The following is a 14,288-nucleotide window of genomic DNA, read 5'->3' on the forward strand; positions in this document are numbered from 1 at the left end:
GTAGCCTTGCCGCCGCCGTCTGCGCTGGTCGCACCCGCTCCGCCCAACGGCACGACCAGCCGGACCGCACCTCGGGGTGAACCATGGAGTTCGACCGCAACGCCGCCTTCCCGACCTCGCCGCAGGAACCCGTTCGCGCGCCCGCCCCTCCCGCGCCCGCCCGCCCGACGCCCTCCGGCACGTCGTTCGGCCGCAGCCTGCTCGCGTCCTTGGTCTGGGTGGTCGCCGTGCTGGTCGCGGTGGTCGTGCTCGAGGGACTGCCCGCGTCCGGGTACGGGCTCGGGATGGTGGTCGGCCGACTGGTGGTGCCCTGCCTGGTCTCGGCCTGGCTGATCCGCCGGTTCTTCGGGCACAAGTGGTTGGCGTTCGGCTGGTTGGTGCTGGCCTCGCTGCCGACGTTCTTCGTCAGCTTCGTCGTGTTCGGCGCGATCCTCCTGGCCAGGCAGGCCTGAGCCGTCCAGCGAGGTCGTGCGCGCTCGGCTACCCGGTGCGCTCGACGGCGGTACGCATTAGCGCTATCGGGTGACAGCTCGTAACCCCACCTGGTCCAGGGCCGACTCCAGGTATAGGCGGCCGGTGGGGAGGACGCCGTGTCCGGAACGAGTGGGTGAGCCCCTGTGGACGCGTTGATCGAGATCACGCAGCCCGGCCAGGGAGCCGATCACCGGGTGGACCTCTACCTCGGTGACGACGGAGTGTGGCCGGCGGAGCCGACGGCGTCGGACACCGTGCCGGCGGACCTGGCCGCCGCGTCGCTGCCCGTGCCGTCGACCGGCGCCACGGCGTCGGACGCGATCGTCGGCTTCCTCCACGCGAACCCGGAGTCGCAGGCGTTCGCCGACCTCGGCCTGCACCTCGGTCGGCTGCTCCTGCCGCCGAACGTGCGCGAGCACTGGTCCCGGCCAGGGGTGAAGCGCACCTTCCTGTGCCTGCCGCCGGCACTGCGCCGCCTGCCGTGGGAATCGGCCAGGTCCGCGCACGCCCTGTTCGTCCAGCCCGACCAGCCGTTCATCCGGCTGCACCGGCGCGTGCCGGGCGACGACCCGATCGCCGAGTCGCTGCCGATCCGGGTGCTGGTCGTGCGCGGCGATGACGACGACGACATCGGTTCCCGCGCGGAGATCCGGGAGATCAAGAGGGTCGTGGGCGGCGCGCCGGGCCGGATCGAGGCGGAGTTCCTGTCCCGGCCGACCGAATCGGACCTCAAGTCGGCCTACCGGCGGGTCGTGCCGCACGTGCTGCACTTCATCGGGCACGGCACGCGCAAGGCGAGCACGGGTCAGCCGGCGTTGCGGATCGTCCCGCCCGGCCGTGAGGCGTGGTTGCTCACCCCGACCTACATCGGCGACCTGCTGAGCCGTCCCGCGCCGCGGCTGGCGATCCTGAACGCCTGCCGCTCCGGCGAGACGGCGGACGCGGTGGCGCTGACCGACGTGTTCCTCGACAGCGGGGCCGCCGCCGTCGTCGGCATGCAGGGCGACATCCGGGGCACGGCGGCAGCGCTGTTCGGCGGCTCGCTCTACCGCGCCCTGCTGGCCAACGCGCCGGTCGACCGGGCCGTGGCGACGGCGCGCGAGGCCGTGTACGCCGACACCGGCGTGTCCGACGGCGCCCGGGACTGGATCCTGCCGAGCCTCACGCTGCGCGTGCGCCCCGACGACGTGCTCCCGGACCTGTCCGCGACCGGCGCGCGTGCGGTGCGGATCGAGCAGCAGTTCGAGAAGGAGGTCGGCGCGTTCGTCAACCGGGTCCACGAGCGCCACAAGCTGCTCAAGGGCGTCGACCCGGGCGTCGGCGAGCCGCTCGAACCGCTGCTGCTCGTCGTCGGCGAGTCCCAGGTGGGCAAGACGCGGCTGCTGAACTGGCTGCGGCGGCGGTGCGCGGTGCGCGGGCGGCGGGTCAAGTACGTCAGCTTCGACCGGCCGAACCCGGTCGAGGTGCTCGGCGACCGGCCCGCCAGGTTCGACTTCCTGGAGGTGCTGTACGCGATCCGGGACGTGGCGGAGGACCTGCCCAACCTGCCCGAGGGGGTGGCGTCGGCGTTCGACCGGTTCAACCACGACGTGGTCCACCTCGCCGAGGGCAGGCTGCCGCCGGACCCGCCCGTGCCTACGCCGGAACCGGCGCGGTGGCCGCGGCTGACCGGCGGCACGTCGCACCACGTCGCGGCGACGTTCGAGTCGTTCCGGGCGTGCCTGGGCCGCGCGGCGCAACCGGAGCCGTTGTTGCTGGTCTTCGACCACGTCGGGAACGTGCTGGACTCGGCGTTCCGGCAGCAGCTGTACGACCACCTGATCCGGCACGTCGCCGACGGCGAGCTGCCGAACCTGAGCCTCGTGGTGGTGATGACGAACGAGCAGTTCGCCACGCACTGGCCGGAGCTGGGCGGCGGCACGCGGGTCGACCTGGACCGCATCGAGGCCGAGGAGTTCTCCGCGCTGGCCGAGGACGTGGTGCTGGCGGTCGGCCGGTCGATCGGCGACCCGCACGTGCAGCTGATCGAGGCCATCGGCAAGGGCGTCGCCACCGGCAAGTGGAGCCCCGCCGTGCTCGGCGACCTGGAGAACATCGTGAGGCGGATGCGATGAAGCCGATCGACGCCGAGCTGTTGCGACGCCTGGCTCGGGGTGACTCCCTGGAGGACGTCCTGGCGTCGCTGCGACCGGCGGACCAGTGGGACGTGCTGCGGCGGTGCGCCGCGGTCCGCTCGTTCGACCGGGAGCTGTACGACAAGGTGCTCGTCGCCGACGTCGACGGCGCGCCGCCGTTCGACGCGGTCGTCACCGCGCCGGAGGTCGAGCCGATCCAGGGCACCCGGGAGGCCTACCGGCTGCGGCCCGGCGCGAAGGCGCGCTACTGGAACGGCTGGTGGCCCGACGGCGCCGACCCGCGTGCCGTGCCCGAGGAGCTGCGGTCGCTGGTCGGCCGCCTGGCGCGGCACTACCGGGCCGCGCACAAGCCCGTCGACCTGCTCGAACAGCTGGTACTCCTCGACCACCGCGCCGCCGCCGAGCTGTTCGTCCGGCTGTACGCCAAGGCCGACCACCGGCACGACCTGGCGTTGTGCCAGGAGCTGATCGACGTGCTCGGCGCCGAGGACCGGGTGCGGCTGATCGGCCCCGAGCTGATCGCGCTGCGCCACGACCGGGCCGCGTACCTGCGCACCCGCGGGTTGTGGTCGACCGAGTACCTCCAGTCGGCCACGTTCCTCGAGACGGCCGGCGCCAAGGCGACCTACCAGCGGCTCGTCCGGGGTGACGGTCCCCGGATGGTGGTGCTGCACGGCCCGTCCGGGCGCGGCAAGACGATGGAGCTGCGCTGGCTGGTGTCCCGGGTGCTGGTGCCGCGGCGCGTGCCGTGCGTGCTGGGCGACTTCGACGTGCTGGACCCGGTCAACGTCGCGCGGTACCCGTGGCTGCTGCTGGTGGAGGCGGCGGCGCGGCTCGACCAGCAGCTGCCGGCGGCGCCGTTCACCGAGTTCCTGGAGCGGTACGCGTGGACCGGGGTCCTCTCGCGGCGCCAGGTCGCGGACCCCGGTCGGGCGGCCGCGGCGAGCAGGCGGCTGTGCGACGAGCGCGACCGGCTCGGGGTGGACGTGCTCAAGGACTTCGTGCGCACGTTCAACGAGGCGATGGCGGACAGGCCCGCCGTGATGGTGCTCGACGCGTTGGACCGGGTGTCCGCGAACCGGTCGCGCGAGGAGCTGGCAGGCCTGCTCCGGCAGCTGTTGCGGCTGTACCGCGACTGCCCGGCGATGCGGATCGTGCTGGCCGGCCGCTACCCGCTCGCGGTGCCGGTGCTGCCGCCCGCGGTCGATCGGCACCTGGCGCCGTTCGCCGCCGACGACGCGACGCGCTACCTGGCCGACCTGCGCCGCATCACGCGCGCCGACCTGCGGCACGCGATCGTGGCGAAGGCCGGGGGAGAGCCGGTGGTGCTGGCGCGCCTGGCCGACCTGGTGCAGCAGCGGCCCGACATCACGCCGGCCGAGATCCGGGAGTACCGGGCGGACCTGACCGCGCTCGTGCTCCAGGTGCTGCGGCCGATCGCCGACCCGGGCCTGCGGTGGCTGCTGCGGTACGGGATGGTGGCGCGGACGTTGAGCCTCGACTTCGCGCGCGAGGTGCTCGGGCCGCACCTGCGCGCCGCCGCGTCCGGCGACCTGGACCTCGACGACCCGGGCGAGGACGTGGTGCCGGGCGGTGAGCCGGCGTCGTTGTTCCCCGTCACCGCCGACGTGGACGTCGAGCGGTTGTGGCCTCGGCTGACGAGGTTCGCGGGCACCACGCCCTGGGTCGTGCCGGTGCCGGGCGAGCCGGACTCGCTGCGGTTCGCCGACGCCGTGGCCGAGCCGATGCGCCGCCTGATCCGGTCGCACGCCGTCCACGACCGGCTGCACGCCGACGCCGTGGCGTTCTTCGAGCGCAAGGCGGAGGCCGACCCCGAGCGGTGGGACCGGTGGACCCGGGAGGCGGTCTACCACCGGTTCCGGCTGGAGGGCCCCGCCGCGGTGGACTACTGGCGCGCGGCCTTGGACCAGGTGGAGCTGGGTGAGGCGCACCGGCGGGCCGCGTTGGCCGAGGAGGTGCTGGGGCCCGACTACGTCGACGCCGACGCCGACCCGCGCCCGTGGGACGAGCACCGGCCGATCGTGACCCGGGAGACCGTGGTCGAGGCCCGGTACGAGCTGGCCGCGGCGCTCACGCAGCTGGCCAGGCAGGGCGGTGCCGAAGCGGCGGACCAGCTGTGGAGCCGGGCCGAGGAGAACTTCTCGGCCGTCGTGCGCGACCGGGACGACTTCGGCGCGGACGTCGTGCCCGACTGGCGGCTCGGGTACGTGCGCGCCGCGCTCGCGCTGAAGTCCGGCGACGTGGCCACCGCCGAGGAGGAGCTGACGCGGGCGTTGCCGCGGTCGTGGGGCACGAAGGACGACGTGCGGCTGCGCATCCTGCTCGGCGACGTGCGGATGATCCTCGGCGACCGGCAGGCGCCCGAGGAGTACCGGCGTGCGGCGGAGGCGGCGGTCCGCGTCGGCGCCCGCCGGTGGGAACCGCCGATCCGACTGCGGATCGTGAGGGCGTACCGGCACTTCGGGCGCCTGGCGGAAGCGATCCGCGAATTGAACCTGGCCCGGCGCGGCGGGCCGTTGAACGCCGAGCAGCAGCGCCGCTGCGGCCTGCTCGCGGTCGAGCTCGGCCTCGGCGCGAACCGGCTGGAGTGGGCGGCCTTCCACGCGCGCCGGGTCGCCGCGCGCGACGGCGACCGGGAAGGGCAGGCCGCCGGCGCGAGGGTGGCCCTGGCCGCACGCAGGCCGCTGCTCGCGCTCGACCTCGCGCACCGCGCCGAACACCTGGCCCGCGGCTCCGCGCTCGCCCGTGAGCTGACCGGGCTCGCCGAGGGCATGGTGGCGCACTACGGGAAGGCCTTGCACGCGCTGGAAACCGCGCGGTCGCGGTGGCGTCGCGAGGGTGACCGCGCGGCCGTCGCCCGCTGCCACACGCACTCCGCGGTGCTGCTCATGCGGGAGGTCGGCAACCTCACCCTGGCCGAGCACCACCTGGCCGAGGCCGTCGAGCAGGCCGCCCGGGGCAGCGACGCCTGGTGCGGTGCGGAGCTGGCCCGGGTCGAGCTGCTGGGGCTGGCCGCACGGCCGCACGAGGCGCTGGACGCGGTCGCCGCCGTGATCGGCGAGCTCCACCGGCGTGCCCGCCCGCCGTGCCTGGTGGCTCGTGCCGCCGTGGAAGGCCTGGCGATCGACCTGCCCGACGGGTTCCGGTGGTTGCTGGACGAGCTGGTGGCGCGGCTGCGCGAGATCACGCCCGCGTCCGCGCGCCTGGTCGTGCTGGAGGAACTGCGCCGCGTGCCCGATCCGCACGACGACCGGGCGCGGGACGCCTGGCGCGAGGTCGCGTCGCTGGTGCGGCTGGAGACGGACCGGTTGCGCGCGACGGACCGCGCCCTGCTGGACCTGGCGTCGGCGGAGGTGGACCGGCTGACCGGCGATCGGGCGGCGGCGGAGCGGAAGCTGGCCGGGGCGAGGCCCACCGGTGGCTCGTGGTTCGCGCTCCGGGAGTGGTCGCGCGCCGTGGACCGGCTGGGCCTGCCCGCGCGAGGTGACGTGGAGGCGTTCCTCCGGGAGTTCGGCGGCCACCCGATGCTGTGCGCGGCCTTCCTCGTCGAGCGCGCGGAAGCCCTGATCGCGCTGGACGAGCCGGACCGGGCGGAGGCGGCGTTGCGCCGGGCCGCGCCGCTGCTGGCCTCCGCCGACGAGCGGGAGACGCAGTGGCACGCGAGGTCGCACTACGCGGGCAGCGTGATCGCGGAGAAGTCCAGCCGGGCGCCGGAACCGGAGCTGGTCCGCGCCGGTGCGGCGTTCGCCGCGCTCGGTGACGCGCGCCGTGCGGCGGTCGCGTCCCGCTTCACCCGAGGGCGGATCAGCACGACGTTGCGCAGCGCGCGCGGGCGCGTGCGGCTGGCCGTCGAGGACCGGGCGCTGGTCGTGCAGACGTCCGTCCCGCCCGACGTGGACACCACCATCCGCCACGACAACGCCTTGGTGGACGCGATCCTCGGTGCGGGCCGGGCCGGCTCCGGGCCGCTCGTCGAACGGCTCCGGGAGGACTGGCAGGCCACCTGCGCCGGGCTCGGGTCGCTGCTCCTGCCCGGTCCGGCGCTGCGGGCGCCGGCCGGCCCGTTCGACCTCAGGTGCGACGTCGAGGACCGCAGGCTCGGCGCGGTGCCGTGGGAACTGGCGCTGCGGCCGGACGTGCGGCGGCTGCTCGTGCTCGACCGCGCCGTCGCCACCTTCCACCGGGCCGTGTCGCGGGAGGCCGCCTACCGCGACGAGATCAGGTTCGTCCAGGTCGGCCTCAACCGGGTGGCGGACGCGGACCTGGCGGCCGACGGCGACCTCGGCCCGCACACCAGGAGCGCGTTGCGGCGGTACCAGGAGGCACGGGGCCTCACCCCGGACGCCGACCTCGGCGCCGAGCTGCTGGACCGGTTGCAGCGCGACCTCGCCGAGCCGGTCAAGCCGCTGGCGGTGCTGGCCCAGCCGAGCCGGTCGTCGCAGATCAACTCCGCGCGCGGGCACCTGAACTCGGGCGTCGACCTGGCCCACCTGTACGGCAGTCACGGGTTCGACGTGGAGTCGGTCGAGAACCCCACGCTGGACCTGCTCGCCGGGGCCGTGACCCGTGCGGTCCACAGTGGACGGACGCCGGCGGTGGTGCACCTGGCGGGCGGGCTGCGCGAGTCCGGCGGCGGCGTCGCGCTCACGTTCCTCGCCGGTGGCTGGGCGACGGAGGCGTTCAACGCCACGCCGACCGCCGAGGAGATCCCGGTGACGGCGCTCAACCGAGTGCTCGCCGCCGTGCCGCGCGACGAGTTCCGGCCGCTCGTGGTGCTCGACGTGAACCGGCCGTGGGGCTCGGACGACGCGATCTCGTACCTGGTGCTGCGCAACGCGTTCGCGACTGACCTGTTCGCCCTCGGCCGGTGCGCGGGCGTGCTGGGCGCCGGTCTGGCCGGCGACGGCGAGCACGACCTGTGCGACGCCGTGATCGGCGCGATCGCGGCGGGCCGGTCGTTGGCGGACGTGGCGGGCGGGCTGCGTTCGCCCGCACGGCACGCCACCGGCCTCGACCGGGTGCTGCCCACGGCCGGCGTCGCCCTGCACACGCACCTGCCGTGGTTGCGGCTCGTGCCACGACCGGGAGGACGGCCATGACCACGACCGACCGCAAGGTCGCCGAGCTCAGGCACAAGCTCGCGGGCATCGACGCGGACTTCGCCCGGTGGCGCGCCGAGACCGCGTCGGGCCGGGTCCTGCGCAAGCACCACACCCAGGTGGTCCGGCTCACCGACCGGCTCGGCGGTGTCGTCGAGCGGATCGGCGCGGAGCTGGACGCGGTCGCGGCCGATGGCGCCGACGTCCTGCGGGAGTGCCGCCGGCTCCAGCTGCGGATGCTGGAGGTGCACCGGCTGTGGGACTTCTACCGCTCGAAGCTGAACCTGCGGTACGTGGAGTGGTACCGGCCGTTCCTGACCGCCGTGGACGAGTTCGCCTGGCGGTGCTACGACCCGGCGGCGGCCGGCCGCGACCGGGAGGCCCCGCTGGTGCACCTCAGCGGCGAGTTCAGCCCGTTCACGCACCTGCGGGAGACGCCGTTCGTGGTCGAGGACGTGCCGGACGCCTTGGACACCGCGGACTTCCTCGGCGTGGTGACGCGGCTGCCGATCCCGATCATCGGCCTGCCGTGGTACCAGCTCGTGCACCTGCCGGACGCGGTGGTGATCGGGCACGAGGTCGGGCACGCGGTGGAACGCGACTTCGGCCTGCTCGGCACGGTCCGCGCGCTGACCAGGCCGGTGTTGCGGACCCTGCCCGAAGCCCGGCGCGACGCCTGGGACACGTGGCTGCCGGAGGTCTTCGCCGACCTGTACGGGGTGCTGGCGGCCGGACCGGCGTTCGCGTCCGCGCTGGCCGACCTGCTCGTCGTGGACGACGCCCGGACGGCCGCCGAGATCGACGGACCGGTCCTGGTCCACCCGCCCGCGGCCGTGCGGCTCGCGCTGACCGCGCGGGCGTTGGCGGAGACGGGTTTCCCGGCGGCGGGGACGCCGTGCGGGCGGTTCGAGGACGACGTCGCCCCGATGACGACGGCACTGCTGGACGGGCCGTACCCGGGGCTGGGCGACCGCCCGCTGCGCGAGGTGATCGCGTTCACCGCCGACCAGCAGCGGCACGCCGTCACCGCCGCCGACGGTCTGGTGGACCACCAACGGCCGGAGACCAGCGACGTCCGGTGCCTGATCGCGGCCGCCCGGCTGGCGTTCGACCGCGAACCCGCCCTGTTCGCCCCGCCGCCGCCCGACCGCGTCAACGCCCAGGACCTGATCCTCGACAAGGTCGCGAAGGCCGTCGGGGACGGCTCGCGCGCCGACGTCGGCGAGGGGGGACCGGTGGTGGACGACCGGGCCGCCGGCGCGGAGCTCTACGACCTGATCGACACGATGATCCGAAAGGCCCACGATGACCACCACGACTGAACGACCGCAGGACCCCATGGCCGCCGTGGCGCAGCTCGCCCGGCTGGTCGCGGGCGAGGACGAGCAGCGGTTCGTGCTGGTGTACCACGCGCTCGCCAACCAGGTCGACGGCTTCGTCAACGGCGACCGCGCCGAGGGCTACCGCCTGGCCCGCTCGCTGCTGCGCCGCGGCGTGTCGCCCCTGACCAGGTCGGCCGTCGCCGCGGAACCGCCGTCCGACAGCATCTTCACCGACCCGGTGTACCTGGCCAACATGCGCGCCCTGGTCGACGACCACGCCCACATCATCGGCGGCGTGCCCACGGCCGACTTCCCGGAGTGCGTCGCCATCGGCGGCCCCGACGCGTGGTGCTGCTCGGGCACGCTCGTCTCGCCGAACGTCGTCGTCACCGCCGGGCACTGCGTGGACGGCGGGTGCGCGGCCCGCGTGTTCGTCGGCAAGGACGTGGAGTTCCCCGAGGACGGCGAGGTGATCGAGGTCGAGACCGCGCTCGCGCACCCCGACTACCGCCCGCCCCGGCCGACCGGGGACATCGCGGTCCTGGTGCTCGCGCGCCCCGCCCCGGTCACGCCGCGCCCGATCGCGACGCCGGACCAGGTCGCCGCCGCGAAGTTCGTGCGGCTCGCGGGTTACGGCAACACCGACGTGCACAGCAGCGGCGGCTACGGCCGGCGGCGGATGGTGGACGTGCCGATCGCGAGCGACCACCCCCGGCACGGCGCGGACGCCGCCACGGAGTTCGTGGCCGGCGCGCCGTTCCTCGACCGGGACAGCTGCAACGGCGACAGCGGCGGCCCCGCGTACGTGCAGGCGGGTGACCAGTGGTTCCTGGCCGGTGCGACGTCCCGGGCCACCGCCTCGTCGCTGCGCCCGTGCGGCGACGGCGGCATCTACACCCGGGTGGCCTCCTACGAGAAGTGGCTGTGGACCGTGCCCGGAGCCCGTCGGCCCCAGTAGCTGTTCGAGGTTCGGTGTGTTGTCGGGCTGGTAGAACCGCGGCCAGCCCGCGGTTCCCGACGGTGCTCGACCGGATCCGGGTTCCCGGCCCGACCCGTCGGCCACCGCACCCGTCCGGGAGCGGTGGCCCGCACCGGTGCGTCACCTCGGCACAGCTCGCGGTCGCCGATGCCTAGCCGAGATCCAGAACCTCGTCGTCCGCGTGCGTGCCGAACTCGGCGACGCGCACCTCCGCGATGCGCTCGTACCGGCTGATCCGGTCGGTCCACTCCACGTCGACACCGAACGCCACCTGCGCGAAGCCCACCCGGCCGACGGCCTCGGCCAGGCCCGGATCTCCAGGGGCCAGCAGCCGCACCGGCGCGTCGAGCGCCACGGTGTGCGGCGGCACGAAGTACTCGTCCGGCAGGACGGTGCGCGCGTGGACGAGCGCGCCGACGGCGACAACCGAGCCGGCGCCCAACCGTGCGCTCTGGAGGACCGTCGCCGCGGTCGCCACGTAGGCGCACCTGCCGACCTCGCAGCCCAGCAGCGTGGCATGCGGCCCCACGAAGACGTGGTCGCCGACGAGCACCGGCTGATCGCCGGCGACGGCAGACCCGCGCAGCACCGCGTTCTCGCAGACCACCGCCGCCTCCCCGACCTCGATCCGGGACCCCTCGGCATCGAGCACGGCACCGTACATCACCCGCGCCCTCGGCCCCACGCGGACATCGCCGACCAGCGTGGCCGTCGGGGCGACGTAGGCGGTGGGGTGGACCTGCGGTTCATGCCCGCGATGCCGGATGCGGATCCCTCGCGCTTCAGCGATCATGAGCGGATCCTCGACCGACCGACCGCGGGCAAGCCGGCGGATTTCAGACGTCGCGTTCGTCGAGACCTGTGCCATCCGCCATCGGAGGCACTACTACAGGGCGAACGTTGCCTGACGCGGCACTAATACGCGGAGGCGCGGACGGCGAACACCGAACGGCTGCCGGCGTACTCGGTCAGCGACCAGAGCTGCCCCTTGGCGGGCCAGTAGGAGAGGTCCTCCGGCCCGATCGGCAGCACGTCGTAGTGCATCACGACCGCGCCGCCGGGCTTGAACGTGGCCAGGTCGCCCGCGTTGCCGCTGCCGTCGCTGGTGGAGAGGTAGAACTTGCCGTTGACCGCGGTCGCGCCCTGCATGCTCTGCACCGACACCTCGTAGGCCTCGCTCGCTCGCGCGTAGCCGTCGGACGCCGTGGTGAGCATCCGGGTGGTGTAGTCGATGGGGAAGCGGAACAGGCGGCTGCCCGCGCCGGGGTTGGCGTACTCGCCGACGACCACGCTGTCCGGGGTGCTGGTGCGGTCCAGCGAGGCGAACGAGAACCGGATGGGCGCGTGCCCGTTGGTGGTCGACTGGTTGTAGGCGAAGACCTGCGGCAGCACGTACTTGTAGCCGTAGGCCTGGTAGCTGCCGTCGGCCTGACGTCCGATCGCCGAGCCGTCGCTGGTGCTGGTCTGCCAGAGGTGCCGCAGGTCGAACACCCGGAAGCCGCTGCTCGTGGACGCCACGTACAGGTAGTGGCCGTACCAGAACATGCCGCCGGCGTGCAGGTTGATCGGCCGGAACGACGCCTGGCCCGCGCTCGTGGCGTACGGCTCGACCAGCAGCACGTGGCGGTAGGTCGGCGCGGACGGCGTGGCGTAGTCGACGAAGGAGACCCGGATGCCCCGGTCGATCCCGTCCGTGCCGTTGTCGTACCAGCTGACCAGGACCGCGGTGGAACCCTCGTAGGTCGCCTCGCCGTACGCGTCCGCGGTCGTCGTGATGCCCTGCGGCATCCAGTACGCGACGTCGTCGTCACCGCTGTTCCAGCAGAACGCGGCCACGCGGTTGGCCGCGGCGGGGGAGCACGAGGTGGCGGCGCGGTTGCCGTCGCCGACGACGGTCGGCACGCTGACGTTGGGCAGCGCGGCGTCCAGGTCGTCGATCAGCCCCGAGTAGGCGGTGGCCTTGAGGCGGAAGTTCGTCGCGGGCAGGGTCGTCGCCGCCTGCGCGGGCGCGGCAGGCGCGATGCTCGCGACCAGTGCCGCCGCGAGCCCGGCGACCACCATCCGGTACTTGTTCACCAGACCACCACCATTGTTGGTCGAGTACTGACGAACCGTCATCATGGCGGGAGTCGGGCGCTCGTCGCAACGGGTCGGCCCACGTGGCGGCCGTGACCTCGTGGTGGGATCACGGCCGCACGGCAGGTCAGACGAGCGGCCTGGCCTCGACGGGCACCCAGTCGGTGTGCTTGCCGGGCACGTCGTCACCGGACGAGATGCCCCGGATCCGGCGGTTCACCCAGGGCAGGACGTGCTCGCGGTAGTACCGGGTCTCGGCGAGCAGGCTGCGGCGGGCGGCGGGGCCCGGGTCGACCGCGTGCGCCTCCGTGACGTGCCCGAGGGCCTTGAGCACCAGGGACGCGACCCGTCGGTGCCCGGCGGCGTTGAGGTGCAGCCGGTCCGGCGACCAGTACTCGGCCCGGCGGACCTCGACGTCGTTGAACGCGTCCACGAGCAGCACGCCGCGCCGCGCGGCCAGCTCCTTGATCGCCGCCGTCAGCAGCACGCCCCGGCGGTGGACGGTGCGGCCGAACGGCAGCCGCTGCGACGGGTCGGCCCCGCTGAGCAGCACCAACCGCACCCCGGCCGACGCGCACCGCTCGACCGCCTGCCCGGTCAGCCGGACCAGCCGGGCCAGGTCGACCCCGGGCCGCATCATGTCGTTGCCGCCACCGTTGAGGGTGATCAGCGTGGGCGCGGGCGTGAGGGCCAGCGCCGCGTCGAGCTGGCCGGTGACGATCGGCTCGAGCAGGCGGCCCCGGACGGCGAGGTTGGCGTAGTGGACGGTCTCGCCGAGCGCGACGGCCAGCCCCTCCGCCACCAGGTCGGCCCAACCCCTTGGCGTGCCGTCGGGGCGCTCGTCGCCGACCCCTTCGGTGAAGCTGTCGCCGATGGCCACGTATCGCACTGCCGGTGCCTCCCCCTGCTGGAACGTCACCGCCAGCATATGAGGCGCCCTGGCGTGACTCAGCACACCTGCTTGGCGGCGAGCACCCGGCGCACGGCCTCGTCCACGCGGGCCTGCGGCAGGGCGCCCGAGGCGACCGCGCCTTCCAGGTGGTCGAGCACCTCGCCCACCCGGCCGCCCGACGACCACAGCGCGATGTCCGCGCCGGCCGCGAGCGCCTGCGTGACCGCGTCGGGCAGGCCGACCCGGTCGGTCACCGCGCGCATCGCGCCCAGGTCGTCTGTCATCGCGGGACCCGTGAAGCCGAACTCGCCGCGCAGCAGCGCGTACGCCTCCGGGCTGAGGGTGGCGGGCACGCCGCCGGTCAGGCCGGGCACGTCGATGTGGCCCAGCATCACCACCACGTCGCCGAACCGCGGCAGGTGCCGGTACGGGACGAGGTCGGTGTCGCGCAGCGCGGCCAGCGGGGGCGAGGTGACCGCGCCGAGGTGCGAGTCGCCCGTCGTGTTGCCGTGGCCGGGGAAGTGCTTGACCACCGGCGTGACGCCCGCGTTGTGCAACCCCTCGGCGAACGCCAGCGCGTACCCCAGCGCGGTGTTCGGGTCCGGGCTGAACGAGCGGTCGCCGATGACCGTGCGGTCGGGTTGGCCGCTGGTGTCCAGCACGGGCGCCAGGTCGGTGGTCACGCCGCGCTCGCGCAGCGCGAGGCCCCGGTCCCGGGCCACCGCGCGGACCTCGTCCGGCGACAGGTCGGCCGCCATCCGCCGGGCGCTGGGCATCGAGCCGTCCAGCGCCTCCAGCCGCTGCACCCGCCCGCCCTCGTCGTCCACGGCGACGGTCAGCGGGAGGGCGGACGCGGCGTGCACGGGCGCGAGCGCGCCGGCGCTGAGCAGGCCGACGTCGTCACCGCCGATGAAGATCCCGCCCACCTGCTCGTTCCGCACGACGGTGAGGGCGTCGGCGGGCCCGCGCGGGTCCACTCCGACGACGAGGGACTGCGCCAGCCGGGCCCGCAGCGGCAGCGCGGCGATCTTCTCGGCGCACGGGTCCACCACCGGGGGCGGCGGCTCGACCGTCGTGGACGACGGCGACGGTGACGGCGGCGCGGTCGAGGACGACGTCGACAGGGCCGCGGGTCGCGTCGGCCGGTCGCTGAGCGCGGAGGTCACCACGGCGAGCGACCCGGCGACCACCGCGCCGACCGCCACGACCACCAGCATCGCCGACGTGCCGAGCCCGCGGCCACCGGTGCGCCTCACCGGCGGTCGCCTCCGTCGTCCGACGGGCGCCGAC

9 protein-coding genes are annotated in these 14,288 nt (G+C 74.5%); 5 read left to right on the top strand and 4 right to left on the bottom strand.

The features are described from left to right. Positions 1–83: 83 nt before the first annotated feature. The 5 genes from ABTZ99_RS28350 (at position 84) to ABTZ99_RS28370 (ending at position 10,009) form a co-directional block, all read left to right on the top strand. Positions 84–452: a hypothetical protein gene (locus tag ABTZ99_RS28350; RefSeq protein ID WP_499615403.1), complete on the top strand. Its 369-nt coding sequence runs from the start codon at positions 84–86 to the stop codon at positions 450–452. Between the two features lie 165 nt (positions 453–617). Beyond that, positions 618–2,588 carry a CHAT domain-containing protein gene (locus ABTZ99_RS28355; RefSeq protein WP_498780101.1) on the top strand — a complete coding sequence of 657 codons (1,971 nt, stop codon included), beginning with the start codon at positions 618–620 and terminating at the stop codon, positions 2,586–2,588. Then, complete coding sequence (locus ABTZ99_RS28360) at positions 2,585–7,729, top strand: peptidoglycan-binding protein (protein ID WP_499615406.1); 5,145 nt, start codon at positions 2,585–2,587, stop codon at positions 7,727–7,729. Before ABTZ99_RS28355 ends, ABTZ99_RS28360 begins: the two co-directional genes overlap by 4 nt. Then, positions 7,726–9,051 carry a hypothetical protein gene (locus tag ABTZ99_RS28365; protein ID WP_499615408.1) on the top strand — a complete coding sequence of 442 codons (1,326 nt, stop codon included), beginning with the start codon at positions 7,726–7,728 and terminating at the stop codon, positions 9,049–9,051. The genes ABTZ99_RS28360 and ABTZ99_RS28365 overlap by 4 nt, the downstream gene beginning before the upstream one ends. Next, positions 9,035–10,009: a S1 family peptidase gene (locus ABTZ99_RS28370; protein WP_499615411.1), complete on the top strand. Its 975-nt coding sequence runs from the start codon at positions 9,035–9,037 to the stop codon at positions 10,007–10,009. The genes ABTZ99_RS28365 and ABTZ99_RS28370 overlap by 17 nt, the downstream gene beginning before the upstream one ends. 172 nt (positions 10,010–10,181) lie before the next feature. On the opposite strand, the gene ABTZ99_RS28375 is transcribed toward ABTZ99_RS28370, so the two are convergent. The 4 genes from ABTZ99_RS28375 to ABTZ99_RS28390 all read right to left on the bottom strand — a co-directional run bounded on the left by ABTZ99_RS28375 (position 10,182) and on the right by ABTZ99_RS28390 (position 14,215). Next, the gene (locus tag ABTZ99_RS28375) at positions 10,182–10,898 is read right to left on the bottom strand and encodes a gamma carbonic anhydrase family protein (protein ID WP_499615414.1); all 717 of its coding nucleotides are present in this window, start codon (positions 10,896–10,898) and stop codon (positions 10,182–10,184) included. A 47-nt stretch (positions 10,899–10,945) separates the two neighbouring features. Next, a complete protein-coding gene (locus tag ABTZ99_RS28380) occupies positions 10,946–12,151 on the bottom strand; it encodes a hypothetical protein (RefSeq protein ID WP_499615417.1) in 1,206 nt (401 codons plus the stop codon). Between the two features lie 82 nt (positions 12,152–12,233). Then, positions 12,234–12,995, bottom strand: a complete 762-nt coding sequence (locus ABTZ99_RS28385; protein WP_498780092.1) for an SGNH/GDSL hydrolase family protein — start codon at positions 12,993–12,995, stop codon at positions 12,234–12,236. A gap of 59 nt (positions 12,996–13,054) precedes the next feature. Continuing rightward, positions 13,055–14,215 carry a glycoside hydrolase family 3 N-terminal domain-containing protein gene (locus ABTZ99_RS28390; RefSeq protein WP_499615437.1) on the bottom strand — a complete coding sequence of 387 codons (1,161 nt, stop codon included), beginning with the start codon at positions 14,213–14,215 and terminating at the stop codon, positions 13,055–13,057. Positions 14,216–14,288: the final 73 nt, after the last annotated feature.

The organism is Actinosynnema sp. NPDC002837, assembly GCF_040295345.1.
Classification (GTDB): Bacteria; Actinomycetota; Actinomycetes; order Mycobacteriales; family Pseudonocardiaceae; genus Actinosynnema.